The 26,299-nt window shown below is 72.7% G+C and carries 27 protein-coding genes and 1 riboswitch; of the genes, 15 read left to right on the top strand and 12 right to left on the bottom strand.

The window, feature by feature from the left end:
* Position 1: 1 nt before the first annotated feature.
* Complete coding sequence (locus AB0412_RS31135; RefSeq protein WP_366405935.1) at positions 2 to 979, top strand: ABC transporter substrate-binding protein; 978 nt, start codon at positions 2 to 4, stop codon at positions 977 to 979.
* Between the two features lie 29 nt (positions 980 to 1,008).
* Here the strand turns inward: AB0412_RS31135 and AB0412_RS31130 are convergent, their stop codons facing one another.
* The 3 genes from AB0412_RS31130 to AB0412_RS31120 are packed head-to-tail and all read right to left on the bottom strand — an operon-like array spanning position 1,009 to position 2,680.
* On the bottom strand, positions 1,009 to 1,731 hold the full coding sequence (locus AB0412_RS31130; protein ID WP_366405981.1) for an isocitrate lyase/phosphoenolpyruvate mutase family protein: 723 nt from the start codon (positions 1,729 to 1,731) through the stop codon (positions 1,009 to 1,011).
* On the bottom strand, positions 1,728 to 2,174 hold the full coding sequence (locus AB0412_RS31125) for a carboxymuconolactone decarboxylase family protein (RefSeq protein ID WP_366405934.1): 447 nt from the start codon (positions 2,172 to 2,174) through the stop codon (positions 1,728 to 1,730). The genes AB0412_RS31130 and AB0412_RS31125 overlap by 4 nt, the downstream gene beginning before the upstream one ends.
* Entirely contained in the window at positions 2,171 to 2,680 is a 510-nt protein-coding gene (locus AB0412_RS31120; RefSeq protein WP_366405933.1) for a carboxymuconolactone decarboxylase family protein, read from the bottom strand. The genes AB0412_RS31125 and AB0412_RS31120 overlap by 4 nt, the downstream gene beginning before the upstream one ends.
* A gap of 47 nt (positions 2,681 to 2,727) precedes the next feature.
* Between AB0412_RS31120 and AB0412_RS31115 the strand changes: the two genes are divergently transcribed.
* A complete protein-coding gene (locus AB0412_RS31115; protein WP_366405932.1) occupies positions 2,728 to 4,113 on the top strand; it encodes a PLP-dependent aminotransferase family protein in 1,386 nt (461 codons plus the stop codon).
* A 238-nt stretch (positions 4,114 to 4,351) separates the two neighbouring features.
* Here the strand turns inward: AB0412_RS31115 and AB0412_RS31110 are convergent, their stop codons facing one another.
* Entirely contained in the window at positions 4,352 to 5,203 is an 852-nt protein-coding gene (locus AB0412_RS31110) for a hypothetical protein (protein ID WP_366405980.1), read from the bottom strand.
* Between the two features lie 148 nt (positions 5,204 to 5,351).
* Here AB0412_RS31110 and AB0412_RS31105 point away from each other — a divergent pair, with 148 nt between their 5' ends.
* The 3 genes from AB0412_RS31105 to AB0412_RS31095 all read left to right on the top strand — a co-directional run bounded on the left by AB0412_RS31105 (position 5,352) and on the right by AB0412_RS31095 (position 8,587).
* On the top strand, positions 5,352 to 5,699 hold the full coding sequence (locus tag AB0412_RS31105; protein ID WP_366405931.1) for a hypothetical protein: 348 nt from the start codon (positions 5,352 to 5,354) through the stop codon (positions 5,697 to 5,699).
* A gap of 54 nt (positions 5,700 to 5,753) precedes the next feature.
* The gene (locus AB0412_RS31100) at positions 5,754 to 6,938 is read left to right on the top strand and encodes a glutathionylspermidine synthase family protein (RefSeq protein ID WP_366405930.1); all 1,185 of its coding nucleotides are present in this window, start codon (positions 5,754 to 5,756) and stop codon (positions 6,936 to 6,938) included.
* Between the two features lie 72 nt (positions 6,939 to 7,010).
* Positions 7,011 to 7,100: riboswitch (ZMP/ZTP riboswitch) on the top strand.
* A gap of 32 nt (positions 7,101 to 7,132) precedes the next feature.
* Complete coding sequence (locus tag AB0412_RS31095) at positions 7,133 to 8,587, top strand: glycine hydroxymethyltransferase (RefSeq protein WP_366405929.1); 1,455 nt, start codon at positions 7,133 to 7,135, stop codon at positions 8,585 to 8,587.
* Between the two features lie 68 nt (positions 8,588 to 8,655).
* On the opposite strand, the gene AB0412_RS31090 is transcribed toward AB0412_RS31095, so the two are convergent.
* From AB0412_RS31090 to AB0412_RS31080, 3 genes are all read right to left on the bottom strand, one after another.
* On the bottom strand, positions 8,656 to 9,342 hold the full coding sequence (locus tag AB0412_RS31090) for a hypothetical protein (protein WP_366405928.1): 687 nt from the start codon (positions 9,340 to 9,342) through the stop codon (positions 8,656 to 8,658).
* 199 nt (positions 9,343 to 9,541) lie between these two features.
* On the bottom strand, positions 9,542 to 10,411 hold the full coding sequence (locus AB0412_RS31085; RefSeq protein WP_366405927.1) for a hypothetical protein: 870 nt from the start codon (positions 10,409 to 10,411) through the stop codon (positions 9,542 to 9,544).
* Positions 10,404 to 10,964, bottom strand: coding sequence for a sigma-70 family RNA polymerase sigma factor (locus AB0412_RS31080; protein ID WP_366405926.1), 561 nt, complete (start codon positions 10,962 to 10,964; stop codon positions 10,404 to 10,406). The genes AB0412_RS31085 and AB0412_RS31080 overlap by 8 nt, the downstream gene beginning before the upstream one ends.
* Before the next feature lie 142 nt (positions 10,965 to 11,106).
* Here AB0412_RS31080 and trpS point away from each other — a divergent pair, with 142 nt between their 5' ends.
* Both trpS and AB0412_RS31070 read left to right on the top strand, forming a co-directional pair.
* The gene (trpS, locus tag AB0412_RS31075) at positions 11,107 to 12,120 is read left to right on the top strand and encodes a tryptophan--tRNA ligase (protein WP_366405925.1); all 1,014 of its coding nucleotides are present in this window, start codon (positions 11,107 to 11,109) and stop codon (positions 12,118 to 12,120) included.
* Between the two features lie 105 nt (positions 12,121 to 12,225).
* Complete coding sequence (locus AB0412_RS31070; protein WP_366405924.1) at positions 12,226 to 12,804, top strand: 2'-5' RNA ligase family protein; 579 nt, start codon at positions 12,226 to 12,228, stop codon at positions 12,802 to 12,804.
* 15 nt (positions 12,805 to 12,819) lie between these two features.
* Here AB0412_RS31070 and AB0412_RS31065 read toward each other — a convergent pair whose 3' ends face one another.
* Positions 12,820 to 13,575 (bottom strand): decaprenylphospho-beta-D-erythro-pentofuranosid-2-ulose 2-reductase, encoded by a 756-nt coding sequence (locus AB0412_RS31065; protein WP_366405923.1) that lies wholly within the window; start codon positions 13,573 to 13,575, stop codon positions 12,820 to 12,822.
* A gap of 11 nt (positions 13,576 to 13,586) precedes the next feature.
* Entirely contained in the window at positions 13,587 to 14,942 is a 1,356-nt protein-coding gene (locus AB0412_RS31060; protein ID WP_366405922.1) for an FAD-binding oxidoreductase, read from the bottom strand.
* A 133-nt stretch (positions 14,943 to 15,075) separates the two neighbouring features.
* On the opposite strand from AB0412_RS31060, the gene AB0412_RS31055 reads away from it, so the two are divergent.
* The 4 genes from AB0412_RS31055 to AB0412_RS31040 all read left to right on the top strand — a co-directional run bounded on the left by AB0412_RS31055 (position 15,076) and on the right by AB0412_RS31040 (position 17,984).
* On the top strand, positions 15,076 to 15,642 hold the full coding sequence (locus AB0412_RS31055) for a phosphatase PAP2 family protein (RefSeq protein WP_366405920.1): 567 nt from the start codon (positions 15,076 to 15,078) through the stop codon (positions 15,640 to 15,642).
* Entirely contained in the window at positions 15,635 to 16,579 is a 945-nt protein-coding gene (locus AB0412_RS31050; RefSeq protein ID WP_366405919.1) for a decaprenyl-phosphate phosphoribosyltransferase, read from the top strand. The genes AB0412_RS31055 and AB0412_RS31050 overlap by 8 nt, the downstream gene beginning before the upstream one ends.
* 74 nt (positions 16,580 to 16,653) lie before the next feature.
* Complete coding sequence (locus tag AB0412_RS31045) at positions 16,654 to 17,061, top strand: GtrA family protein (protein WP_366405979.1); 408 nt, start codon at positions 16,654 to 16,656, stop codon at positions 17,059 to 17,061.
* The gene (locus AB0412_RS31040) at positions 17,049 to 17,984 is read left to right on the top strand and encodes a YihY/virulence factor BrkB family protein (RefSeq protein ID WP_366405917.1); all 936 of its coding nucleotides are present in this window, start codon (positions 17,049 to 17,051) and stop codon (positions 17,982 to 17,984) included. The genes AB0412_RS31045 and AB0412_RS31040 overlap by 13 nt, the downstream gene beginning before the upstream one ends.
* On the opposite strand, the gene AB0412_RS31035 is transcribed toward AB0412_RS31040, so the two are convergent.
* The gene (locus tag AB0412_RS31035; protein WP_366405916.1) at positions 17,932 to 19,221 is read right to left on the bottom strand and encodes a D-alanyl-D-alanine carboxypeptidase; all 1,290 of its coding nucleotides are present in this window, start codon (positions 19,219 to 19,221) and stop codon (positions 17,932 to 17,934) included. The genes AB0412_RS31040 and AB0412_RS31035 overlap by 53 nt on opposite strands.
* A gap of 91 nt (positions 19,222 to 19,312) precedes the next feature.
* Here AB0412_RS31035 and AB0412_RS31030 point away from each other — a divergent pair, with 91 nt between their 5' ends.
* Genes AB0412_RS31030 through AB0412_RS31020 form a run of 3 tightly spaced genes read left to right on the top strand, consistent with a single transcriptional unit; the run spans position 19,313 to position 21,496 of the window.
* A complete protein-coding gene (locus AB0412_RS31030) occupies positions 19,313 to 19,561 on the top strand; it encodes a hypothetical protein (RefSeq protein WP_366405915.1) in 249 nt (82 codons plus the stop codon).
* Between the two features lie 24 nt (positions 19,562 to 19,585).
* On the top strand, positions 19,586 to 20,911 hold the full coding sequence (locus tag AB0412_RS31025) for a metallophosphoesterase (RefSeq protein ID WP_366405914.1): 1,326 nt from the start codon (positions 19,586 to 19,588) through the stop codon (positions 20,909 to 20,911).
* 57 nt (positions 20,912 to 20,968) lie between these two features.
* Positions 20,969 to 21,496 carry an isochorismatase family cysteine hydrolase gene (locus AB0412_RS31020; protein WP_366405913.1) on the top strand — a complete coding sequence of 176 codons (528 nt, stop codon included), beginning with the start codon at positions 20,969 to 20,971 and terminating at the stop codon, positions 21,494 to 21,496.
* Positions 21,497 to 21,504: 8 nt separating this feature from the next.
* Here AB0412_RS31020 and AB0412_RS31015 read toward each other — a convergent pair whose 3' ends face one another.
* Both AB0412_RS31015 and AB0412_RS31010 read right to left on the bottom strand, forming a co-directional pair.
* On the bottom strand, positions 21,505 to 23,028 hold the full coding sequence (locus AB0412_RS31015) for a HAMP domain-containing sensor histidine kinase (RefSeq protein WP_366405912.1): 1,524 nt from the start codon (positions 23,026 to 23,028) through the stop codon (positions 21,505 to 21,507).
* The gene (locus AB0412_RS31010; RefSeq protein ID WP_366405911.1) at positions 23,025 to 23,714 is read right to left on the bottom strand and encodes a response regulator transcription factor; all 690 of its coding nucleotides are present in this window, start codon (positions 23,712 to 23,714) and stop codon (positions 23,025 to 23,027) included. The genes AB0412_RS31015 and AB0412_RS31010 overlap by 4 nt, the downstream gene beginning before the upstream one ends.
* Before the next feature lie 165 nt (positions 23,715 to 23,879).
* Between AB0412_RS31010 and AB0412_RS31005 the strand changes: the two genes are divergently transcribed.
* On the top strand, positions 23,880 to 26,291 hold the full coding sequence (locus AB0412_RS31005) for an MMPL family transporter (RefSeq protein WP_366405978.1): 2,412 nt from the start codon (positions 23,880 to 23,882) through the stop codon (positions 26,289 to 26,291).
* Positions 26,292 to 26,299 lie beyond the last annotated feature (8 nt).

Raw genomic sequence — 26,299 nt, 5'->3', positions numbered from 1 at the left:
CATGCGATTCCGTACCACTCGGATCCGTACGGCCCCCGCGGTGGCCGGCGCGTCCGCGCTCCTGCTGCTGACGCTGACCGGCTGCGGTGCCGCCGACATGACCAAGCAGGCGTCCCCGTTCGCGAACGCCCGGGGCGCGAAGACGGTCACCCTGTCCGTGCAGTCCTGGGTCGGCGCGCAGGCCAACGTCGCCGTCGCCCAGTACCTGCTGGAGCACGAGCTCGGCTACCGCGTCGACACCGTCCAGGTCGACGAGGTGCCCGCCTGGGACGCGCTCAGCCAGGGCCGCGTCGACGCCATCCTGGAGGACTGGGGCCACCCCGAGCAGGAACAGCGGTACGTCGAGGACAAGAAGACGATCGCACGGGGCGGCGACCTCGGCGTCACCGGGCACATCGGCTGGTTCGTGCCGACGTACTTCGCCAAGGCGCACCCCGACGTCACCGACTGGAAGAACCTGAACAAGTACGCCGAGCAGTTCCGCACCGCGGAGAGCGGCGGCAAGGGACAGCTGCTGGACGGCTCACCGTCGTACGTCACCAACGACAAGGCGCTGGTGAAGAACCTGAAGCTGGACTACCAGGTGGTGTTCGCCGGTTCCGAGGCCGCGCAGATCACGCAGATCAGGCAGTTCGCCAAGGAGAAGAAGCCCTTCCTCACCTACTGGTACACCCCCCAGTGGCTGTTCGAGAAGGTGCCCATGACCGAGGTGAAGCTGCCCGCGTACAAGGAGGGCTGTGACGCCGACCCGGCGAAGGTCGCCTGCGCCTATCCGCACACCCCGCTGCAGAAGTACCTCAACGCGGACTTCGCGAAGAAGGGCGGCAAGGCGGCGGACTTCCTGGAGCGGTTCCGGTGGACGACCGAGGACCAGAACGAGGTGTCCCTGATGATCGCCGACCAGAAGATGACACCCGAGGAGGCGGCGAAGAAGTGGGTGGACAGCCACGAGTCCACATGGCGGAAGTGGCTGTCCTGACCCTCATGAAGCAGCGGCCGTCCTGAGCCTCATGCCGTGAGTCCGGCGGCGATGTCGCGCAGGGCCCGCGCGGCCCGGCGCTGCAGCCCCGGGCCGAACGTGATGCGAGTGACCCCGAGTTCACCGAGCGCGGTGAGCGAGGGGCCCTCGCCGTCCAGCGGGGCGAACACGTTGACCGGCCCCTGGATCCCGGCCCGCAGCAGCGGCAGTACGGCGGTGGGGGCGCCGATCGGATACACACAGTCGGCGCCCGCGGCGACATACAACGCCGCCCGCTCGATGACCCGTTCGGGGTCGGTGACGCCGCGCAGGAAGGTGTCGATCCGGGCGTTGACGAACAGCGCGTCGGCCGCCGCGGACCGCACCTCGGCGAGCCAGTCGGCGTGCGCGTGCGGGTCCTGGAGGACACCGTGCTCGGAGTCCTCCAGGTTGCAGCCCACGGCGCCCGCCTCCAGCAGCCGCTCCACCAGCTCCTTCGGCGCGAGCCCGTAACCGCCCTCGACATCCGCCGACACCGGGATGTCCACCGCCCGCGTGATCCGCGCGACCGCCGCGAACATCTCGTCCGCCGGGGTCTCGCCGTCCGCGTAGCCGAGCGAGGCGGCGACCGCGGCGCTGGGCGTGGCGAGCGCCGGGAAGCCGGCCTCGGCGAACACCCGGGCGCTCGCCGCGTCCCAGGGGCCGGGCAGGACGAGGGGGTCGCCCGGAGCGCGGTGATGGTGCAGCGCGCGGAAGGTGCGGGCCTTGTTCACCATTCGGTGCTCCCCGGAGGTATCCGCCGGCCGACCATCAGCCGGTTCCAGCTGTTGATGACGGTGATCAGCGCGACGAGGTGGGCGAGCCGGGTGTCGTCGAAGTGCTTCGCGGCCTGCTCGTACACGTCGTCCGGCACATGGCGGTCCGTGAGGACCGTGACCGCCTCGGTGAGCCCAAGCGCGGCCCGCTCCCGCTCGCTGAAGACGTCCCCGGCCTCCTGCCAGGCGCCCAGCAGGTCGAGCTGACGCTCGCTCACCCCGTGCCTGCGGGCGATGGCGAGGTGCATGTCCAGGCAGAAGGCGCACCGGTTGAGCTGCGAGGCGCGGATCTGGACGAGCTCGGCGAGGGCCGGATCGCCGAGGCCCTTCTTGGCGGCGGCGCTCAGTGCCTGCATCGCGGTGCGAACGCCGTCGTCCAGGTGGGTGGTCCGTGCCGTCACGCGTGCTGCCCCGGCTGGTAGTGGCCCGGGGTACGGCGGCAGGTCACACCGAACCGGTTCCAGGCGTTGATCACCGTGACGGCGGCGATCAGCCGCGCCAGCTCGGCCTCCTCGAAGTGCTTCGCGGCCCGCTCGTACACCTCGTCCGGCACGAAGCCGTCCGTGAGCACGGTGACCGCCTCGGTCAGCTCCAGCGCCGCGAGCTCCTTCTCCGTGTAGAAGTGCCTCGATTCCTCCCAGGCGCTCAGCTGGATGATCCGCTCGACGCTCTCGCCGGCCGCGAGGGCGTCCTTGCTGTGCATGTCCAGGCACAGGGCGCAGTGGTTGATCTGGGAGGCGCGGATCTTCACCAGTTCCAGCAGCTTCGGGTCGAGTCCCTCGCGGGCCGCCGCGTCGAGCCGGACCATGGCCTTGAAGACGTCCGGGGCGAGGGCGGCCCAGTCGAGACGGGGGGTCTGCTCGGGGGCGTACGGGACGGTCGGGTCCGCGTTGGTGGTGGTCGTCATGCCCTCGACCCTACGAGTTGAGCAGCCCAGGAGTATGGTCCATTTCCATGGGGAAACCATGGGCCACTTTCGGGGTCGACCTCCATCTGGAACCCACCGGTCCCGGACTGCGCCGTGGCCTGACCGACGCGTTGCGCGAGGCCGTCCGCACCGGTCGGCTCGCCCCGGGCACACGGCTGCCCTCCTCCCGCGCCCTCGCCGCCGACCTGGGCATCGCCCGCAACACCGTCGCCGACGCCTACGCCGACCTGGTCGCCGAGGGCCGGTTCACCGCACGGCAGGGCTCCGGCACCCGGGTCGCGGACCGCGCGGTGCCGTCGCCGTCCGCCCGCCCCGCCTCCCCGCGGCGCACCCCCGGCCGCCTTCCGTACGACCTCGTGCCCGGCACCCCCGACCTCGCCTCCTTCCCGCGGGCCGAGTGGCTCAAGGCCACCCGGCGCGCCCTGTCCGCCGCACCCAACGAGGCCCTCGGCTACGGCGACCCACGCGGCCGGCCCGAACTGCGCACCGCCCTCGCGGAGTACCTCGCCCGCGTACGGGGCGTGCGCACCGACCCCGAACGCATCGTCGTCTGCTCCGGCTTCGCCCACGGCCTGCGTCTCCTCACCGAGGTCCTGCACGCCCGCGGCGCCCGCACCCTCGCCGTGGAGTCCTACGGCCTGGACGCCCACTGGGACCTGGCCGAACGCACCGGCCTGGGCACCACCCCGCTCCCGTACGACGACCTCGGCACCCGCACGGACACGCTCGCGGAGGCGGACGCGGTTCTCCTCAACCCCGCCCACCAGTTCCCCCTGGGCGGCGCCCTGCGCCCCGAACGCCGCGCCGCCGTGGTCGACTGGGCGAGCCGCACCGGCGGCTTCGTGCTGGAGGACGACTACGACGGCGAGTTCCGCTACGACCGTCAGCCCGTCGGCGCGCTCCAGGACCTCGACCCCGACCGTGTGGTCTACCTCGGCACGGCCAGCAAGTCCCTCGCGCCGGGCCTGCGCCTGGGCTGGATGGTGGTGCCCCCGTCCCTCCTCTCGGACGTGCTCGCCCACGGCGGCGGCCACTCCGTGAGCGTGGTCGAACAGCTCACCCTCGCCGAGTTCCTCACCTCCGGCGCCTACGACCGTCACGTCCGCTCGGCCCGTCTGCGCTACCGGCGCCGCCGCGACGCCCTGGTCGAGGCGCTGGCCACCCGGGCTCCCGACGTACGGGTCACCGGCATCGCGGCGGGCCTGCACGCCGTCCTCCGACTGCCGCCCGGGACCGAGCGGTCGGTGGTCCAGGCGGCCACCTGGCAGGGCCTGACCGTCCACGGCCTCACCCGCTACCGTCACCCGTCGGCCGAGGTCTCCTCCCCGGACGCCCTGGTCGTCGGCTACGCCACCCCACCGGACCACGCCTGGGCGGCCACCCTGGAGGCCCTGTGCAAGGCGCTGCCCTAGGGGGTGTCCGCAAAGTCCCGCCTGCCCCGCGACGCCCGGCACGCCCTCTCGCGGCACTCCCCCAGCCTCCGGCCGGGGGCCCCAGAGCACGCACCGGACGCCGCAGGGCCCGCCCTTCGGGCGGACGGCGCGACGTTGCGGACACCCCCTAGGCACCGCGGGTGACTTGGACCACCCTGGCATCGCGGCCCCCGCCGGACCATCCAGGAGCGTCCCTCCATGGGCGGTGCCTTCACGCTCAACCGATCGTGCGGGCCGGGCTCGATGTCTCCGGGGTGTCCGGTGCCTCCCCGAAGCGGCTCAGGGCCAGGGCGCCCGCCACCGCCACCGCGAAGCCCAGGAACGCCAGCCAGGTCCAGCCCGGACGGGTGCGGTCGCCGAGCCAGGTCACTCCGGCGAGGGCGGGGCCCACCGTCTCGCCGAGGACCAGACCGGCCGTGGCCGTCGTCACCGAGCCGCGCTGCAGAGCCGAGGTCAGGAGCAGGAACGCGGCGCCGCCGCCGAGCAGCAACGCGTACGTAGCCGGGTCGGTGAGGAGCGCGGCGGGGGAGAACTCGTCGACGAGGCGGACCGACACCTCCACCACACCGAAGCCGAAGCCGGCGCCCAGACCGAGCACGACCGCCCGGCCCCGCTCCGGCAGCCGGCCGCCCACCGCGCCCAGCAGCAGCACCCCCGCCGCCGTGCCGAGCATCGCCCAGCTCAGCCAGTGCGGGCCCGACCGGTCGCCCTCCGCCCCCGACGCCAGCCCCAGCATCGCCAGCCCCGCGCACACCACCGCGACCGCCGTCCACTCGACCCGGCTCAGCCGCACCCCGAGCAGCCGCGCCGCCACCACCGCCGTCACCGCGAGACTGGCCGCCAACGCCGCCCCCACCGCGTAGATCGGGATCAGCCGCAACGCGATGATCTGGAGCACGAAGCCGATGCCGTCGAGAGCCAGCCCGGCCACGTAGCGCCATTGCCGCAACGCCCGCCACAGCAGGACCACATCGCCGCCCGGGTGCGTGGCCGCCGCCGTGCGCGCGGCGATGGCCTGGAGCACCGTCGCCGTGCCGTAGCAGACCGCCGCACCAAGGGCGCACACCATGCCAAAGATCACAAAAAGACAGTAGGGCGAGGGGCCCGGACGGGGGGCTCCCGTGACCGCCGTCCGGCCGATCTCTAGGCTGTCCGCCGCGAGCCGGGGAGCAGACGGCCGGCCGCGCGCACCGGCAGCACATGGGGGAGTGGAGAACATGGCACAGACACCGCGACGGCTGCGGTCCAGCACGGTGGTGCTCGGCGGCATGGGCGTCCTCGCGGCAACCCTGTCCGCGTGCGGCTCGGACCCGGACCGCCGCTGCGTGGACCGGGACAGCTACGACTACATCAACGGCTACAAGATCGTCGCCGACCAGAACTGCACGTCCTCCGGCACGTCCTCGTCCGGCAAGAAGCGCGGGGTGTCCCAGCGTGTCGACGCCGACTGGTACTACGACGCCGACGTCAGCGGCGGCTACGCCGACAACGGCACGTTCAGCCGCAGCGAGGCCGTCGACCGCGGCGGCTTCGGCTGCTCGGGCTCCGGCAGCGGCGGCGGCTGAGCGGCCGCCGAGCACCCGCCGACGCCGCCGCCCGACGCCGACCGAAGGCCCTCCATGGAACGCCGCACCATCGCGCCCCGCCCCGGCTGGCAGCAGACCGTCGAGGAACAGGGGCTGATCTACCCCCTGACCCGCTACCCGGACGACTCCCTGCGCCCCTACTGGGACGAGAGCGCCTACTACGTCTTCAGCCTGGAGGAGGTGGAGGCGCTGGAGGAGGTCGTCGAGGAACTGCACCGCATGTGCCTCGCCGCCGCCGAGCACATCGTCACCGCCGACCGCTTCGCCGACCTCGGCATCACCGACCCGCGCCTCGCCGCCGCGGTCGCCGAGGCCTGGCACCGGCGCGCCGAACTCCCCTCCGTCTACGGCCGCTTCGACCTCCACTACGACGGCACCGGCCCCGCCAAGCTCCTGGAGTACAACGCCGACACCCCCACCTCCCTGGTCGAGGCGGCGTCCCCCCAGTGGTTCTGGATGGAGGAGCGCTTCCCCGGCGCCGACCAGTGGAACTCCCTCCACGAACGCCTCGTCGACGCCTGGAGGAAGCAGGCCGCCCTCCTCCCGCCGGGCAGCCCGCTGTACTTCGCGAACTCCGAGGCCGACGAGCTGGGCGAGGACCTGATGACGGTCGCCTATCTCAAGGAGACCGCCGAGCAGGCCGGACTCGAGACCGAGTGGATCTCCATGGAGGAGATCGGCTGGGACCGCCTCTCCGGCCGCTTCGTGGACACCAGGCTCCGCTTCATCCGCAGCATCTTCAAGCTGTACCCCTGGGAGTGGCTCACCACCGACCGCTTCGCCGGCCACGTCCTCGACACCCTCGACAACGGCGGCGGCACCGGCAGCACCCTGTGGATCGAGCCGGCCTGGAAGATGCTGCTCAGCAACAAGGCCCTCCTGGCCATCCTCTGGGAGCTCAACCCCGGCCACCCCAACCTCCTGCCCGCCTACCTCGACGGCCCGAGGGACCTGGCCGCCACCACCGGCTACGCCGCCAAGCCCCTCCTCGGCCGCGAGGGCGCCGGCGTCACGCTGCACGACCCCGGCAGCGCCCCGGTGATCCGCGACGAACCCTGCTGCTACCAGCAACTGGCCCCCCTCCCCGAATTCGACGGCAACCACGTCGTCCTGGGCACCTGGGTGGTCGAGAACGAGTCCGCGGGCCTCGGCATCCGCGAGTCCTCGGGCCTGGTGACGGACGAGTACGCCCGCTTCCTGCCGCACGTGATCCTGTGACCGCCGCCGGCAGGCGCCTGCGCCCGCATGGCGGACGCTCTCCTGGAACCGCCGGGGGCACCCGGTAGGCTGACCGAGGGCCGTGACTGGCGCGCTGGGATGGGACCGACCATCGGGGAGCGGCCCGTACGGGAATGTGTGCCGTGCGCCTGGGCCGAACCGTGTACGCCGAACGCCACGTCCGGAGGTCCCTGATGTCTGACACGTCTGCGCCCCTCTCCCAGGAGTCCACCGCCTACCGCGCCGCCCTCGATGTCATCCGCGCCGTGGAGCCCCGCGTCGCCGACGCCATCGGCCAGGAGGTCGCCGACCAGCGCGAGATGCTCAAGCTGATCGCCTCCGAGAACTACGCCTCCCCGGCCACCCTCCTGGCGATGGGCAACTGGTTCAGCGACAAGTACGCCGAGGGCACCGTCGGCCGCCGCTTCTACGCCGGCTGCCGCAATGTCGACACCGTCGAGTCCCTCGCCGCCGAGCACGCCCGCGAACTCTTCGGCGCCCGCCACGCCTACGTCCAGCCGCACTCCGGCATCGACGCCAACCTCGTCGCCTTCTGGGCCGTCCTCGCCGACCGCGTCGAGGCCCCGTTCCTGGAGAAGACCGGCGTCCGCCAGATCAACGACCTCTCCGAGGCCGACTGGGCCGAACTGCGCCAGGCCTTCGGCAACCAGCGCATGCTCGGCATGTCCCTGGACGCCGGCGGTCACCTCACCCACGGCTTCCGCCCGAACATCTCCGGCAAGATGTTCGATCAGCGCTCCTACGGCACCGACCCGGCCACCGGCCTGATCGACTACGAGGCGCTGCGCGCCCAGGCCCGCGAGTTCAAGCCGCTGATCATCGTCGCCGGCTACTCCGCCTACCCCCGTCTGGTGAACTTCCGGATCATGCGCGAGATCGCCGACGAGGTCGGTGCCACGCTCATGGTCGACATGGCCCACTTCGCGGGTCTCGTCGCCGGAAAGGTCCTCACCGGCGACTTCGACCCGGTGCCGCACGCCCAGATCGTCACCACCACCACCCACAAGTCCCTGCGCGGGCCGCGCGGCGGCATGGTGCTGTGCGACGACTCCCTCAAGGACCAGGTCGACCGCGGCTGCCCGATGGTCCTCGGCGGCCCGCTCCCGCACGTCATGGCCGCCAAGGCGGTCGCCCTCGCCGAGGCCCGCCGGCCCTCCTTCCAGGACTACGCGCAGCGCATCGTCGACAACTCCCGGGCCCTCGCCGAGGGTCTGATGCGCCGCGGCGCCACCCTCGTCACCGGCGGCACCGACAACCACCTGAACCTGATCGACGTCGCCACCTCCTACGGCCTCACCGGCCGCCAGGCGGAGGCCGCCCTGCTCGACTCGGGCATCGTCACCAACCGCAACGCCATCCCCGCCGACCCCAACGGAGCCTGGTACACCTCCGGCATCCGCATCGGCACCCCCGCGCTGACCACGCGCGGCCTGGGCATCGCCGAGATGGACGAGGTCGCCGGCCTCATCGACCGGGTCCTGACCAGCACGGAACCGGGCACCACCAAGTCGGGTGCCCCGTCCAAGGCCGCCCACGTCCTCGACCCGAAGATCGCCGACGAGATCTCCCGCCGCGCCACCGACCTCGTGGCGGGCTTCCCGCTCTACCCGGAGATCGACCTCGGCTGAGGCAGCCCGGCCCTCCTCGACGCGCCCCGCGGCGGTCCGGTCACCCACCGGGCCGCCGGGTGCCGTCGTCAGGTGTCCAGCAGCTCCTGCCTCGGTCCCGGGTCGTCCTTCCGTCGGCCCATCAGCGGCAACCGTGTCACATACGGGCGCAGCACCAGGGCCAGCGCCGCTCCGGCCACCACCCCCGGTATCGCCCACCACCAGTCGGTGCCGTCGCCCGTCGCCGGCGCGGCGCGGGTCACGGCGGCCGCAGCCGCCGCGCCCTCATCCTTTCCGGCAGCGGCCTGCTCTGTGTCCCACGGTGCCGGGTAGATCCCCGGAGCCGATCCGGTGCCCGTCCCGTCGCCCGTCACGCCCAGCGCGTACAGAAGCTTGTGCAGATCCGAAGGGTGCTCGGCGCGGTGCCAGAGGCCGTTCGACGACTCGTTGAACCGCGCCGCCGTGTGTATCCACACGTCCTGGTCCGCGTCCGCCAGGAAGACCCGGTCCACCCGCCACGGCGTCACGTCGTGCACCATCCACGTCACATTGATCAGCCGGGCCGATACCGAAGCGGCCTCCGGCGGCCTCTCACGCGTGCCCTTGCCGACGGGGCCGAGCAGCCGCTCCAGCTCGCCGTACTGCTTGTCGGAGTGGTACACCGACGCCGTCTCCTCGCTCTGCGGTGAGACCACCAGCACGCTCGTCGGGCCTCCGGCGAAGGCCGGCGACGCTCCCCACAACGTCAGGGCCAGCGCTGCCGCCAACGCCCCCATCCCCGCAGTCAGTTGTCGAACACTGCCCTTCCACCCGCGCATCCGGACCCCCACTCGGCCGGCCGAACCCCGTGCGACCCGCTCCGCGAGCCGCCTGTCACTTCTGGTACACCGCCCGAGCCGCCGGGGTTCCCATCCGCCGCCGCCCGATTTCCGGCCAACCTCGCGAGCCCGGCGGCGGATCACCCACCTGCCACGTTCAGTCACCGGCGCGCTCCACCGACCGCGCGATCTCGAGCGCCCGAGCCTTCGACGCCACCCCCTCCAGTCGCAGCGTCACCCCGTCCGCATCCCCGGTACCGCTGCCGCCACCGGCGGTCCACAGCAGGGTCGGACCGGCCGTCCGCTCCTCACGGGTGAACCGCTGCCCGTCAGCGTCCACCAGCCAGAAGCCCAGCCGATGCGGCCGGGCGAACCACAGCGCGGTGTCCGCCGTGCCGCCCGGCGCTTCGCCCTCGCCCAGCCGGAGCCACTGCGGCTGCTCCCGCACCGTCTTGGCGAAGGCGAGGTCCAACCGCGCCGGGAACTCGTCCAGCCGTGTCGTCCGCCCCCGCTCGGTCCAGCACAGGCTCACCAGGAAGCGCCCGCGCGGCAGCGCGCTCACCCCCACCGCGTCCGGAGGACCCAGCGCCTGCGGCACCAGCGGAGCGAAACCGGCCCGGCGCTCCGCCTCGCCGAGCGACACCGGCCGCCCGCAGTCCGGCACCCCGTCCCCCGGGGACGGCACCGCCGACGGGTCGTACCGCACCTCGACCCCGCCGAAGCCGAACCAGTCCGACACCGCCGCCCGCACGGGGGGCGTCAGCGCGAGCACCGTCAGCAGCCCGCACAGCGCCGCGACCAGCGACCGCCACCGCGCCCGCGTCCAGCGCCGCACCGCCCGCAGCCGCGCGCCGCCGCCCGCCGGCTCGGCGGCCGGCACCGGCAGCTCCTCGGCGAGTATCTGCCCCAGCACCCGCTCGACCATCGACTCGGTCTCCGCGGGCCCACCCGGCCCGTCCAGGGACCGGCCGAAGGCCCGCAGCTCCTCCCGCAGCCGCTCGGCCTCGCCGTCGTACCGCTCACTCACGCCTCTCACCCCCTTCCCCGGGCCGGAAGTCCGGCAGCAGGCGCTCCAGCTTGCGCAGGGCGCGGTTCAGCCGTGACTTCACCGTGCCCCGCGCCCAGCCCAGGGCCTGGGCGGTCTCCTTCTCGTCCATCTCCAGCAGATAGCGGTAGGTGACGACCAGCCGATGCTCCTCGCTCAGCGTCTCCAGGGCGGCCACCAGCGCGCCGCGACGCTCCGTCTCGAGCGTCGCGACCGCCGGATCCGCCGATTCCGGTATCACCGGCTCCGCCGCCGCGAACGCCGCCTCGCGGTCGGCGAGCGTGTACCGGCGAGCCGCCGCGCGCACTGTGTTCCGTGTCTCATTGGCCACGATCGACAGCAGCCACGGCCGGAACGCCATGCCGTCCCGGAACCGGCCCAGCGCGCAGTACGCCTTGACGAAGGCCTGCTGCACCACGTCCTCCGCGTCCGCCCCCGCCCCGAGCGCGGCGGCCGCTCTGAGCGCGATGCCCGTGTGGGCGCGCACCAGCTCCGCGTACGCCTCCGGCTCCCCGGCGCGTACGCGTGCGATCACCGCGGCCTCATCGACGATGCGGCCCCCCTCCCGCGTCCTCACGCTCTTGTTACACCGCCGGGCCCGGATCGGTTCCCACTCGGTTCCCACCTGTTTCCGGTCGGTTCCGGATCGCCTCCCGGAACCTGAGAGAATGGGGGGCATGGCCTCTGATCGACCCCGCGTGCTCTCCGGAATCCAGCCCACCGCAGGCTCGTTCCACCTCGGCAACTACCTCGGCGCCGTCCGCCAGTGGGTGGCCCTGCAGGAGACCCACGACGCGTTCTACATGGTCGTCGACCTGCACGCGATCACGCTGCCGCAGGACCCGAAGGACCTGCGCGCCAACACCCGCCTCGCCGCCGCGCAGCTGCTGGCCGCCGGTCTCGACCCCGAGCGCTGCACGCTGTTCGTCCAGAGCCACGTCCCCGAGCACGCCCAGCTCGCCTGGATCATGAACTGCCTCACCGGCTTCGGCGAGGCGAGCCGCATGACCCAGTTCAAGGACAAGTCCGCCAAGCAGGGCGCCGACCGCGCGAGCGTCGGCCTGTTCACGTACCCGATCCTGCAGGTCGCCGACATCCTGCTGTACCAGGCGCACGAGGTGCCGGTCGGCGAGGACCAGCGCCAGCACATCGAGCTCACGCGTGACCTCGCCGAGCGCTTCAACGGCCGGTTCGGCGAGACCTTCACCGTTCCGAAGCCGTACATCCTCAGGGAGACGGCGAAGATCTACGACCTGCAGGACCCGACGATCAAGATGAGCAAGTCGGCGTCCACCCCGAAGGGCCTCATCAACCTGCTCGACGAGCCGAAGACCACCGCGAAGAAGGTCAAGAGCGCGGTGACCGACACCGACACGGTGATCCGCTACGACGTCGAGAACAAGCCCGGTGTGAGCAATCTCCTCACGATCTATTCGACCCTCACCGGGGCGGGTATCACCGAACTGGAGGAGAAGTACGCCGGCAAGGGCTACGGTGCGCTCAAGACGGACCTCGCCGAGGTCATGGTCGAGTTCGTGACCCCGTTCAAGGAGCGCACCCAGCAGTACCTGGACGACCCCGAGACGCTCGACTCGATCCTGGCCAAGGGCGCGGAGAAGGCGCGTGCCGTCGCCGCGGAGACCCTCTCCCAGGCGTACGACCGGGTGGGCTTCCTGCCCGCGAAGCACTGAGCCGGGCGCTCACGAGCCGCACATCACGTCGGTTGCGCCTGCCCGCGCCACCGGCGTGGCCGTACAGTCGATAACCGGGTGTCCGACAGAACGACAGGAGACGACGTGGGGACCGTAACGATCGGCGTGTCGATCGCGGTCCCGGAGCCTCACGGCAGCGAGCTCCAGCAGCTGCGCGCGGGCTTCGGCGACGCCGCGGCTCACGGCATCCCCACGCATGTCACCCTGCTGCCGCCGACGGAGGTCGACTCCGGTGACCTGCCGGCCGTCGAGGCGCATCTGAACGAGGTCGCCGCGAGCGGCCGGCCGTTCCCGATGCGGCTGTCGGGCACGGGCACGTTCCGTCCGCTGTCGCCGGTGGTGTTCGTCCAGGTCGTCGAGGGCGCGGAGGCGTGCACGTGGCTGCAGAAGCAGGTCCGGGACGCCTCCGGTCCCGTCGCGCGTGAGCTGCAGTTCCCGTACCACCCGCACGTGACGGTGGCGCACGGCATCGAGGACGCGGCGATGGACCGCGCCTTCGAGGAACTCGCCGACTACGAGGCCGAGTGGCCCTGCACCGGCTTCGCGCTGTACGAGCAGGGCGCGGACGGGGTGTGGCGCAAGCTGCGGGAGTTCCCGTTCGGGTCCGGCGTGGTACCGCCGCAGGCGGGGTGCGTGGACCGCGGTTCCGTCTCGGCGCGCTGAGCCCCCCGCGCGCCGCTACACCGGCAGTCGCCTGAACACCCCCCGCGGCAGATGCCGCAGCACCGCCATCACCACCCGCAGCACCCCCGGCACCCACACCGTCTCCGAGCGGCGGCGCAGCCCCAGTTCGACGGCGGTCGCGACCGCCTCCGGGGTCGTCGCGAGCGGGGCCTCGGGCAGACCGGCGGTCATCCGGGTGCGGACGAAGCCGGGGCGCACGACCATGACGTGGACGCCGGTGCCCTGCAGGGCGTCGCCCAGGCCCTGGGTGAAGGTGTCCAGGCCCGCCTTGCTGGAGCCGTAGATGAAGTTGGCGCGGCGGGCGCGTTCGGCGGCGACGGAGGACAGGACCACCAGGGAGCCGTGGCCCTGGGCCTGGAGGGCCGCGGCGCACACCAGGCCCGCCGACACCGCGCCGGTGTAGTTGGTCTGCGCGACGCGCACCGCGGCCTGCGGGTCGCGTTCGTCGTGGGCCTGGTCGCCGAGGGTGCCGAAGGCGAGCAGCACCATGTCGATGTCGCCCTCGGCGAAGACCTTGCCGAGGGCCTCCTCGTGGGTGGCGGTGTCCAGCGCGTCGAAGGGGAGCGTGCGGACCTGCGCGCCCAGGCCGCGCAGGTGCTCGGCGGCCTCGTCCAGCGCGGGGGACGGGCGGGCCGCCAGCCAGACCGTGCGGGTGCGGCGGGCGATCAGCCAGCGGGCGGTGGCCAGCGCGATCTGAGACGTACCGCCGAGGACGAGCAGGGACTGGGGGAGGCCGAAGGCGTCCTTCATGACAGCAGCTCCTAGAGGTCGAGACGGCGGGCCAGGTCGGACACGAACACCCCGCGCGGGTCCAGCTCCGCGCGCAGGGCGCGGAAGTCGTCCAGACGCGGGTACATGGCGGCGAGCAGTTCCGGGCGCAGGCGGGAGTCCTTGGCGAGGTAGACGCGCCCGCCCGCGGAGGCGACCTCCTCGTCCAGCTCGTCGAGGAAGGGGCCGAGACCGGGCAGCGACGCCGGGATGTCCAGGGCCAGGGTCCAGCCCGGCACCGGGAAGGACAGCCAGCCCGGATCGGCCTCGCCGAAGCGCTTGAGGACGGCCAGGAAGGACGGGCAGCGGCGGGCCGACAGGCGCCTCACCACCCTTCTCAGCGTCTCCTCCCGGCCCTCGCCCACCACGAACTGGTACTGCACGAAGCCGCCGCGGCCGTACACCCGGTTCCAGTGCGGCACGCCGTCCAGGGGGTGGAAGAACGTGGAGATGCGCTGGAGCTCGCCGGTGCGGGAGCGGGGCGCCTTGCGGTACCAGAGCTCGTTGAACAGGCCGACGGAGGTGCGGGTGAGCAGACCGTCGGGGAAGAGGGCGGGAGGGCTCGGGAGGCGGGAGGTGCGGAAGGCCAGCGGCTGGCTGCGTGCGCGGGTGCCCTCGGGCAGCGCGTCCACAGGGGCGTGGTCGCCGCGGGTGAGGACCGCGCGGCCGGTCGCGGCGCCGCGGGCCAGCAGGTCGATCCAGGCGACCGAGTAGCGGTAGCGGTGGTCGGTCGCGGTCAGGCGGGCCATCAGGTCGTCGAGGTCGCTCGCGCGCTCGGTGTCGACCGACATCAAGGACGTCTCCACCGGCTGGAGGCGGACCGTCGCGGTCAGGATGATCCCGGTCAGGCCCATGCCGCCCGTGGTCGCGTCGAACAGGGGCGTGCCCGGGACGACCGTGCGGATCGTGCCGTCGGCGGTGAGCAGCTCCAGGGACAGCACATGGCGGGAGAAGGAGCCGGAGACGTGGTGGTTCTTGCCGTGGATGTCGGCGCCGATCGCGCCGCCGACGGTCACCTGGCGGGTGCCCGGCGTCACCGGCACGAACCAGCCGAGCGGCAGCAGCACCTCCATCAGCCGGTGCAGGGACACGCCCGCGTCGCACAGCACGGTACCGCCGTCGGCGTCGATCGCGTGCACCCGGTCCAGGCCCGTCATGTCGAGCACGGCACCGCCCGCGTTCTGCGCCGCGTCCCCGTACGCCCGCCCCAGGCCCCGTGCGATGCCCCCGCGGGCCCCGCAGTCCCGGACGGCCGCCGCGGCCTCCTCGTACGTCCGGGGGCGGATCAGCCGGGCGACGGTGGGAGCGGTGCGGCCCCATCCCGTGACGGAAACGGTCTCGGCAGGCATGGCGGCGACCGTATCGCCCCTATGTGACCGATTGGTTTTGAAACGTCATCTCCCTCCCCGAAATGGGTGATTAATGGGATGTCGCTCAATAGGGGCGGTCCTCCGGCGCGCCGGGCGTGGACAGTGAGTCCACATGGACGACCTCCACGACCTCCACCACCCGCTCGGTCTCCACGGCACGGATGCCCACGGCACGGGTCTCCGCGGCCTCGACCACCGGATCGTCGCCTCGCTCCGGGGGTGCGGCGCGGACCCGCGGGTCGCCGGTGCCGCGCGTGCGCTGTCCCGGGCGGGGGAGCACGGGGCGCTGTGGCTGGCGGCGGGCCTCACCGCCGCCGCAGTGGACCGCAGAAGGCGCCGCGCGTGGCTGCGCGGTACGGCGCTCACCGCGGGCGCCCACGCCGTCAGCATGGGCGTGAAACGGGTCGTGCGCCGTCCGCGCCCCTCGCATGTCGAACCACTCGTCGGCACGGTCGGCCGGCACTCCTTCCCCAGCTCGCACGCCACCTCCGCGGCGGCGGCCGCCGTCGCCTTCGGGGCGCTGGGCGCACCCGCGGCGGCGCCGCTGGCCGCGGCCGTGTGCCTCTCGCGGCTCGTGGCGGGCGTCCACTACCCCTCGGACGTGGCGGCAGGGGCCGCCCTGGGCGCGCTGACGGCCCGGCTCGGCGTCCGCTGGATCAAGGAGGGCGCCCATGGCTGACACCACGCTCCTGCGCCAGCGCGCCCCCCGCGAACAGCCGCCACCACCGCACGGGCGCGGGCTCCTCAAGGGCCTGCTGATCACCGCACGCCCCAAGCAGTGGGTCAAGAACGTCCTGGTGATCGCCGCCCCGGCCGCCGCCGGTGAACTCCTCTCCCGGCACACCCTGAGCCGGCTCGCCCTCGTCTTCGCCCTCTTCACCGCCTGCGCCGCGGCCGTCTACCTGCTCAACGACGCCCGCGACGCCGAGGCCGACCGCGCCCACCCCACCAAACGCCACCGCCCGGTCGCCGCGGGCCAGGTGCCCGTGCCCGTCGCCTACGCCGCCGGCGCCGTCCTCGGCGTCCTCGCGCCGCTCGCCGCCGCCTGGCTGTGCACCCCGGAGGTCGCCGCGCTGCTGGCCGCCTACCTCGGCATGCAACTGGCGTACTGCATCAGCCTCAAGCACGTCCTGGTCGTCGACCTCGTCGTCGTCACCACCGGCTTCCTGATGCGGGCCGTGAGCGGCGGGCTCGCCCTCGGCATCCCGCTGTCGCGCTGGTTCCTGATCACCACCGGATTCGGCGCGCTGTTCATGGTGGCCGCCAAGCGCTACTCCGAGGCCGTGCAGATGGCCGGAAGACAGGGCGCCACGCGCGCCTTGCTCACCGAGTACTCCACCGGCTACCTCCGCTTCGTCTGGCAGCTCGCCGCCGGGGTCGCCGTGCTCGGCTACTGCCTGTGGGCCCTGGAGGAGGGCGGGGTGCCGCACACCAGCGTGCTGCCCTGGCGGCAGCTGTCCGTGGTCGCCTTCGTCCTCGCGGTGCTGCGCTACGCCGTCTTCGCCGACCGGGGCACCGCCGGTGAACCCGAGGACGTGGTGCTGCGGGACCGGGCGCTCGCCGTGATCGGCGCGGTGTGGGTGGCCATGTACGCCCTGGCGGTGGCGAATTGGTAGCCGGTGCGCCTGCGCCGTCGGCAGACCGTCGGCGTGATGCGAGGCCCGCACGGAGGACAGACCGACGGCGTGAGCTGGCCGGCTTCGCCGCCGCCGGACTGCTCGCCTACGCCGTCGACCTCGCCCTGTTCACCTTCCTGCGCGGCCCCGCCGGTGCCGACCCGCTCACCGCCAAGGCACTGTCCTTCATGGCGGGTTGCACGGTGGCCTACGCGGGCAACGCGCTCGGCCCCTACCGGACCGCACGCACGCGTGCCGGGGTGCGCACCTTCGCGGTGTTCTGCGCCGTGAACCTCGCGGGCGCCGCCGTGCAACTGCTCTGCCTGGCCGTCAGTCACTACGGCCTCGGCCTCACCTCCCAGCGCGCCGACACCGTCTCCGGGGCCGTCATCGGCATGGCCCTGGCAACCATGCTGCGGTTCTGGGGCACCAGAACATTGGTCTTCCACAACAGGGGCAGGGGCGGATCATGGACTGGCTGAAGAAACTTCCGGTCGTCGGGCCGTGGTTCGCACGGCTGATGCTCACGCACGCGTGGCGGACGTACGAGCGGATGGACCGCGTGCACTGGACCCGGCTGGCCGCCGCGATGACCTTCACCAGCTTCGTCGCGCTGTTCCCGCTGCTCACCGTGGCCGCCGCGATCGCCGCCGCCACCCTGAGCGAGCAGCAGCAGGACACCCTCCAGGACAAGATCGCCGAACAGATCCCCGGCATCGCCGACCGGCTGAACCTCGACGGCCTCGTACAGAACGCCGGCACCGTCGGTCTGATCGCCGGTGTGCTGCTGCTGTTCACCGGCGTCAGCTGGGCCGGGTCCACCCGGGAGTGCCTGCGGGCGGTGTGGGAGCTGCCCGACGAGGAGGAGAACCCGGTCCTGCGCAAGGGCAAGGACCTGGGCATCCTCCTGGGACTCGGCGGCGCGCTGCTGATCACCCTGGGCGCCTCCACCGTCGCCTCGGCGCTGGTCGGCCGGATCAGCGACGGGATCGGCCTGGAGGAGGGCGGCTGGGGCGGCGTCCTGCTGCGGATCGCCGCCTTCGCCGTCGCCGTCGGCGCGGACTTCCTGCTCCTGCTGTACGTGCTGACCCTGCTGCCCGGCGTCGAACCCACCCGGCACCGCCTGTTCGTGGCGGCCCTCACCGGAGCGGTCGGCTTCGAGCTGCTGAAGCTGCTGCTCAGCGGTTATCTGCAGGGCGTGGCAGCGAAGAGCATGTACGGCGCGTTCGGCGTCCCGGTCGCCCTGCTGCTGTGGATCAACTTCACGTCGAAACTCGTCCTGTTCTGCGCCGCCTGGACGGCGACCCCGAGCAAGGAGGCCGAGGCCGCCGTGACCGGCGGGGCGGCCGAGGTCACGGACGGGAGCGGCGGCGCACCAGGTCCGGCAGCGGCCAGCGGCGGTTGACCAGGAACGCACCTGCCGCGAGCAGCGCCAGCACACCACCGGTGATCGCGAGCGCCACCCCGATCCCACTGGAGCCGCCCTGGAACGGGGCGCTCGCCACCGGCTTCGCACCACCGCCCGCCGCCCCCTGCGACGAGCCCCCCGCCTCACCGGCAGAGGCGCCGGCCCCCGCCTGGCCACCGGCCTGCGCGGCACCCTTCGGCGGCACCAGCTCACCCACCGGCTCCACCTTCCCGGCGGCCTTGAACCCCCAGTCGAACAGCTTCGCGGTCTCCTTGTAGACCTCGTTGCTCTCGTTCTTCTCCGGGTTCATCACGGTGACCAGCAGCACCTTGCCGTCGCGTTCGGCGACACCGGTGAAGGTGGCGCCCGCGTTGGTGGTGTTGCCGTTCTTCACGCCCGCGATGCCCTGGTAGACGGGCACGTCCGTGTCGCCGGTCAGCAGCCGGTTGGTGTTCTGGATCTCGAAGGTCTCCCGGACCTTCTTGCCCTTCTTGCTCTTCTTCGTCTCACCGGGGAACTTCGCGCGGACCGTCGAGGCGTACTCGCGGAAGTCCTTCTTCTGCATCCCGGAGCGGGCGATCAGCGTCAGGTCGTACGCGGAGGACACCTGGCCCTCGGCGTCGTAGCCGTCCGGACTGACCGCGTGGGTGTCGAGGGCCTGCAGTTCCTCGGCGTGCTCGTTCATCTCCCGGACGGTGTTCTCGACGCCGCCGTTCATCGCCGACAGCACGTGCACGGCGTCGTTGCCGGAGCGCAGGAACACGCCGAGCCACAGGTCGTGGACGGTGTAGGTCTCGTCCTCCTTGATCCCGACCATGCTGGAACCGGAGCCGATCCCCGCCAGGTCGGAGGGGACGACCTTGTGCTTCTCCGTCTTGGGCCACTTCGGCAGCAGGGTGTCCGCGAACAGCATCTTCAGGGTGCTCGCCGGGGCCAGCCGCCAGTGCGCGTTGTGCGCGGCGAGCACCTCGCCCGACTCGGCGTCGGCGACGATCCAGGACCGCGCGGATATGCCCTTCGGCAGCACCGGCACACCGGTCGCGAGATTGACCTGCGTGCCCGGCTGCCCGAGCCGGGCGCCGCCGATCGTCGACATCTTCGCCGGGGGCGCGGCCGACGGGCTCGTCGTGGGGCTCGGTGCCGCGACGGCGGCGGGCGCGGTCAGCGCGGCGGACACGAGGGCGGCGGAAGCGGCCAGCAGCGATCGCCGGACGGTGTTCTTGGGTGCGGGCACGGTCGGAAACGTACATGCCGTCTCCGGGCCCGTCGTCGCCCGGTCCCCACCCCGGGCAGGATTTCGGACAGCCCCCGGTGATACTGGACCCATGAAGCTCAGCCGCCCCGTGTCCTGGTTCCTGCTCGCTTTCGGGGTGTGGAGCTGGGTCATCTGGATCACTTTCGTCAAGAACCTGGTCAAGGACAGCAGCGGACTCGCCTTCGACGACGGTGAGCCCACGGCGTACTTCTGGGTGCACCTGCTGCTCGCCGTCGTCTCCTTCGTATTGGGGACGGTCATCGGGGGCATCGGGTTGCGCGGACTGCGCGCACTGAGCCGGACGTCACGGACGTCCTGACCGGAAACAGGGGAACTGGGCACCGTGGCCGTCGTTTTCGTCCTCATCGCACTGCTGGTCCTGGCCGTCCTGGTGACGGGCAACTGGTACGTGTGGCGCCGACTCTTCCGGGACACCACCCGGGGACCGGGCGCACTGCGCCGCGCGGGCGCGGTGGTGATCGTCGGCGGCTGGGTGCTGACCATCGGCGCCCTCGTGGCCGAGCGGGCCGGGGCCCCGTTCTGGCTCCAGCAGACCCTGGCCTGGCCCGGCTTCCTGTGGCTGGCCCTCGCCCTGTACCTGGTGCTGGCGGTCCTCGCCGGCGAGCTCGTACGCCCGGTCCTGCGGAGGTTGCTCGAGCGCCGGGCGCGGCGGGCGGTGCCGGTTCGGGAGCAGGCGCCGACGCCGATACCGGCGGGCACGGCGCCGTCTCCGGCCGCCGAGACCCCGGACAGCCCGCACGGCCAGGACAGCCCGGACGCTCCCGAGAGCTCCGGCGATCCCGGGGCACCCACCGGCCTCACTGACTCCACCGGTCCCATCGACCCCTCCCGCCGTCTCTTCGTCTCCCGTGTCGTCGGCGGGGCCGCCGCTGCCGCCGCCGTGGCGACCGTCGGGTACGGCACCTACGGCGTGCTGAGCGGGCCGAAGGTCAAGCGGGTCACCGTGCCGCTCGCCAAGTTGCCGCGGGCGGCGCACGGTTACCGGATCGCGGTGGTCAGCGACATCCACCTGGGCCCGGTCCTAGGCCGCGGCTTCGCGCAGAAGGTCGTCGACACGATCAACGCGACGCAGCCCGACCTGATCGCCGTCGTCGGCGACCTGGTGGACGGCAGCGTGAAGGACCTCGGTCCGGCCGCCGCGCCCCTCGCGCAGCTGACCGCACGGCACGGCTCCTTCTTCGTCACCGGCAACCACGAGTACTTCTCCGGCGCCGAGCAGTGGGTCGATGAGGTCCGCCGGCTCGGCCTGCGCCCGCTGGAGAACGCCCGCACGGAACTGCCGCACTTCGACCTCGCGGGCGTCAACGACTTGGCCGGCGAGGACGAGGGCCAGGGCCCCGACTTCGCCCGCGCCCTCGGCGACCGCGACCGCACGCGGGCGTGCGTGCTGCTCGCCCACCAGCCGGTGCAGATCCACGAGGCCGTCGACCACGGCGTCGACCTCCAGCTCTCCGGCCACACCCACGGCGGGCAGCTGTGGCCCGGCAACCTCGTCGCCGCCTCCGCCAACCCGACCGTCGCGGGCCTGGACCGCTACGGCGACACCCAGCTCTACGTCAGCCGCGGCGCCGGCGCCTGGGGGCCGCCCACCCGCGTGGGCGCCCCGTCCGACATCACGGTGATCGAGCTGGCGTCCCGTCAGGCCTGACCGGGCGCCTTGGTAGCGTGCGACGGACCGCTGCTCACCGTCCCCGGGGGGGAACCAATGGCCCGCGTCCGCACGGCACTTGTCCTGATCGACCTCCAGCGGTGGATCGTCGACATGCCGTGGCAGCCGGTCGACGGCACCACGGTCGTCGCAGCGTGCGGGCGGCTGCGTGAGCACTTCACGGCCGACGCCGCCTCCACCGTCGTCCTCGTCCGGCACGTGAGTGCCGACGGGGCGGACGGTGGCGTCAGCGCCCCGCGCAACCAGCTGGTCCCGGAGTGCGCGCCGCGCGACGGCGACCACCTGGTGACCAAGACCGCTCTCGACGCCTTCGAGGGCACCGGCCTGCACGAGATGCTGCGCGCCGAGGACGTCACCGACCTGGTGATCGCCGGCCTGTCCACCGCGCACGGGGTCGCGGCCACCGCCGCCACGGCCCTGCGCCTCGGCTACGGCGTGACGGTCGCCGACGACGCCACCGCGAGCGTGAACGAGGCGCAGCACCGCACCGCGCTCCAGCAGCTCACCACGCTCGGCTCCCGCACCGCCCGGGTCGCGGACCTCGTGGCCGCGCCCGCTCGCTGAACGCCGCCTCACGGGGGCGTCGCCGGCACCGGTACCGCGTCCTCGCCGGCCGTCGGCTCGTCCGCCGGCTCCCCGGCGCCCGGGACCTCCCGCACCGGCAGCGTCACCGTCACCGCCAGCCCTTCACCCGGCGCCGTGCGGACGCTCACCTCGCCGCCGTGGGCGTGGACCACGCCCTGCACGATCGCCATGCCCAGGCCGCTGCCCGCGCCGCCGCCCGCCCGGAAGAAGCGGTCGAAGACCCGGGCCGCGTCCTCCGCCGAGAGCCCCGGCCCGTCGTCCTCCACCCACAGCCGTACGGCATCCTCCGTACGGGTCACGCCGAGCCGCACCGGCACCTGCGCGGGCGTGTGGGTGCGGACGTTGGCCAGCAGATTGCCCAGCACCTGCCGCAGCCCCGACTCGTCGGCCCGCACCAGCACCGCGCCCTCGGCCTCGACGCTCACGGGCCGATCCGGCTGCTGCACCCGCAGATCCTGTGCCGCGTCCCGCACCAGCCGGCTCACGTCCATGTCCCGCAGCCGCAGTTCGGGCCGCTGGTCCAGCCGCGCCAGCACCAGCAGCTCGTCGACGAGCCGGCCCATCCGGTCGGACTCCGCCATCATCCGGTCCCAGGCGCGCCTGCGTTCGTCCGGCTCGCGCAGCATCCCCCGGTCGTACAGCTGGAGATAGCCGCGGATGGCGGCGAGCGGGGTCCGCAGCTCGTGCGAGGCGTCGGCGACGAAACGGCGCAGCTGGGCCGCGCTGCGCTCGCGCGTGCGGTAGGCCGACTCGACCTGCTGGAGCATGGAGTTGAGGGCGAGCCGCAGCTGCTCCACCTCCAGGATCGGGTCCCGGCTGGAGGGCACCCGCCGGGTCAGATCGCCCTCGGCGATCGCCGACGACGTCTCCACCATGTCCTCCAGCGGCCGCATCCGGCGGCGCACACTCCACATCGTCACGCACGCCAGCAGCAGCAACAGCAGCGTGCCGATGGCGAGATCGAACTTGACCGCCTTGGTGACGCCCTGCCGCAGGGACTCGGTCGAGGTGGCCATCAGGATGTACGTCCCGTCCGCGAGCCGGGTAGCGGTCGCCCGGTAGGCGGCGCCGCTCACGGTCACGTCGCGCGGCTCGGGATCGGCGGCCAGCGGGCGCGGGTCGCCCACCGTCTCCGCGAAGGAGCGCTGCGCCGGTGTCGGCTCGAAGCCGAACACGCCGACGGTCTCGCCGCGTGCGTCGACGGCGGCGAACAGCGAGTCGGGCGTGCCCTCCCGGTCCCACTCCGGCTCCACCCGCTCCCGGAAGAAGCTCAGCACGCTCAGCGAGTCGATCTGCCGCAGCGTCAGCTGCGAGCCGCCCAGCGAGTCACGGGTCTGGGTGAGCTCGGAGTCGATCTGGTCGAGCAGGTAGTAGCGCATGCCCCACACGCTGACCACGGTGGCCGCCACGATGCCGAGCGCCAGCAGCACCACGTTCGCCAGAGTCAGTCGCCCGCGCAGCGAGTGGATGCCCCGCCCGCAGCCCGGCCTCGGCACCCTGAACCGCCTCATGCCAGCCCGTATCCGACCCCGCGCCGGGTGGTGATCACCGGCGGGCCGAGGGCGTGCAGCTTGCGCCGCAGATAGCTGATGTAGGTCTCCACGACGGTCGACTCCGGCGGGGTGTGCTCGTACTGCCAGACGTGGCGCAGCAGTTGCTCCTTCGGCACGATCCGGCCGCCGTTGCGCACCAGGAAGCGCAGCAGCGCGTACTCGGTGGGGGTGAGCTCCACCGTGTGCCCGGCGCGGCGCACCGAGTACGTCGTCTCGTCCAGCTCCAGGTCGCCGTAGCGCAGCGGCGCCCGCTGCGGCAGGACGTCGGCGGGCCGGGTGCGGCGCAGGACCGCGGTGATCCGCGCGACGACCTCGTCGATGTTGAACGGTTTGGTGATGTAGTCGTCGCCGAAGCCGAGGGCGCCCACGATCTCCGCGGGTGCGTCACGCGCGGTGAGGAACACCAGGGCCGTCTCGGGCCGCCGCGTGCGCAGTTCACGTCCCAGCGCCCGCCCGTCACCGTCCGGGAGCATCACGTCGAGCAGGGCCGCGTCGGGCGCGGTGTGCTCGGTGAGCGCGAGCGCCTCGCGCACGGTGCCCGCCGTCATGACCTCGAACCGGTGGTAGCGCAGGGCGATGGCGAGGACGTCCGCGATGCTCTCCTCGTCCTCGACCACCAGCACGGTGCCTGGAGCCGTCGTCATGCCCCCAGTATCGGCGGCACCACCGACAGCCGTACCGCTTCCGTGCTTTGGAGTTCCTTGAGAGTCCGCCGTGTCGGATGTCCCCTCGCACGTGCCGCCACGGATGCTGCTGCGCAGGACCTGGGGGACCTACCGAGCAACCGAAGGAGCTCAAACGTGGCGGTATTGGCACGCTGGTGCTATCGGCATCGGCTGGTGGTCCTGTTGCTGTGGGTGGGGGCGCTGTTCGGACTCGCGGTGACGGCGAGCGGCGCGGGCACGAACTACGCGAACGTCTTCTCCCTGCCGGACACCGACTCCAAGCGGGCGTACGACCTGATGGAGAAGGCGTTCCCGGAACGCGCGGGGGACACCGACACGGTGGTGTGGAAGGTCGACGAGGGTTCCGTGCGCGACGACGCCGTGCGGTCCCGGATCGCCCCGGCGCTCGCGGAGATCGGCCGCATGGAGGGCGTCGGTGAGGTCACCGACCCCTACGGGGCGCGGGGCGCGGCGCAGATCAGCCGGGACGGGCGGATCGCCTACGCGCAGGTGACGTTCGCCGAACAGGCGGACGCGGTGCCGAAGGAACTGGTGCAGGACGTCGTCGACACGGCCAAGGACGCGGCCGGCGACGGACTTCAGGTGGAGCTGGGCGGCCAGGCCATCACCCGCGTCCAGGAACCGCCCACGGGAACGGCCGAGTTGGTCGGCATCCTCGCGGCGGCCGTGGTGCTGTTCGTGGCGTTCGGGTCGCTGTTCGCGATGCTGCTGCCGATCGTGGTCGCCGTCTTCGGCGTCGGCACCGGCATGTTCGGCACCCAGCTGCTCAGCCATGTCACCGACGTGCCCGAACTCGCCTCGCTGCTGGCCACGTTGATCGGCCTGGGCGTCGGCATCGACTACGCCCTGTTCATCGTCACCCGGCACCGGCGCGGCATCCTGCGCGGCGCCGACCCCGAGGAGGCGGCGGTCACCGCCCTCAACACCTCCGGCCGGGCGGTGCTGTTCGCCGGCGGCACGGTCTGCATCGCGCTCGCCGGGATGCTGGTGACGAACCTGCGCTTCCTGGACGGTGTGGTCATCGGCACCTCGCTCACCGTCGTGCTCAGCGTGCTCGCGGCCGTCACCCTGCTGCCGGCGCTGCTCGGACTCCTCGGCCACCGGGTGCTCAGCCGCCGCCAGCGGCGCCGGCTCGCCGCCCAGGGGCCCGAGACGGAGCAGGCGAGCGGCCTCGCCGCCCGCTGGGCCGCCGGCGTCCAGCGGCGCCCGCGCTCCGTCGCCGTGCTGGCCGTGGTCCTGATGGCCGCCCTCGCCGTCCCGCTGCTGTCGCTGCGCCTCGGCACGGTCGACCAGGGCAACGACGAGGCGTCCACGACCACCAGGAAGGCCTACGACCTGCTCGCCGAGGGCTTCGGTCCCGGCTTCAACGGCCCCCTCCAGGTGGTGGTCGACGGCGAGGCGTCCCCGAGTCTCGTGACGGCGGTGGAGCGGACCGAGGGCGTCGCCCAGGTCGCCGCCGCACCGCCCGCGAACGGCGTCACGGTCCTCCAGGTGGTGCCCACCACGTCCCCGACGGACGAACGGACGGACCGGCTGATCGACACCCTGCGCGAGGACGTCATCCCCGGCGCGGGCGCCGAGGCCCATGTGGGCGGTGTGACCGCCGTGTCCAAGGACTTCGCCTCCGTCACCGGCGACCGCCTGCCCCTGTTCGTCGCCACGATCATCGGCCTCGGTTTCCTGCTCCTGCTCGTCGCGTTCCGCTCGCTGGTGGTGCCGTTGACGGCGGCGCTGATGAACCTGCTCGCGGCGGCGGCCTCCTTCGGCGTCCTGGTGGCGATCTTCCAGTGGGGCTGGGGCCTGGACCTGCTCGGCCTCGGCAAGGAGGGCCCGATCGCGGCCTTCCTGCCGATCATCATGCTCTCGCTCCTGTTCGGCCTGTCCATGGACTACCAGGTGTTCCTGGTGAGCCGGATGCACGAGGAGTGGGTGCACACGCGGGACAACGCCCGCGCGGTCCGCGTCGGTCTCGCCGAGACCAGCCGGGTCATCAACTCCGCGGCCCTGATCATGGTGTGCGTCTTCCTCGCCTTCGTGCTCAGCGGCGACTACGGGGCCGCCATGGCGGGCGTCGGCCTGGCCGCCGCGGTCGCGCTGGACGCGTTCATCCTGCGCACGGCGCTGGTGCCGGCCGTGATGCATCTGCTCGGCACGTCCAACTGGTGGCTGCCGGCCTGGCTGGACCGGCGGCTGCCGCATCTGGCGGTCGAACCGAAGGAGGACACGGCGAAGGCGGCCCCGGAACCGCGGACCCCCGGTGCGTCCTCCGTCGTACACGGCTTCGTCCGCACCGCCGACGGCGAGCCGGTGGACGGCGCGGCGGTCACGCTGCTGACGGCGGGCGGACGCCAGCTGGACCGCGTGGTGTCCCTGGCCGACGGCGCGTACATCCTGTCCGTGCCGGGCCCGGGCACCTACCTGATCGCGGTCACCGCCACCCCGTTCGCCTCCCGCGCGGCGCACGTCACGGTGTCCGACGGCCCGACGGTGTACGACGTGGAGCTCGCCGTGGGCGACATGGACCCGGTCAACTGACCTGTCCG

The sequence above is a fragment of the Streptomyces sp. NPDC052012 genome (assembly GCF_040689265.1).
GTDB lineage: Bacteria > Actinomycetota > Actinomycetes > Streptomycetales > Streptomycetaceae > Streptomyces.
The sequence above is the reverse complement of the archived record's forward strand: the minus strand, read 5'-3'. Positions and strand labels throughout refer to the sequence as shown.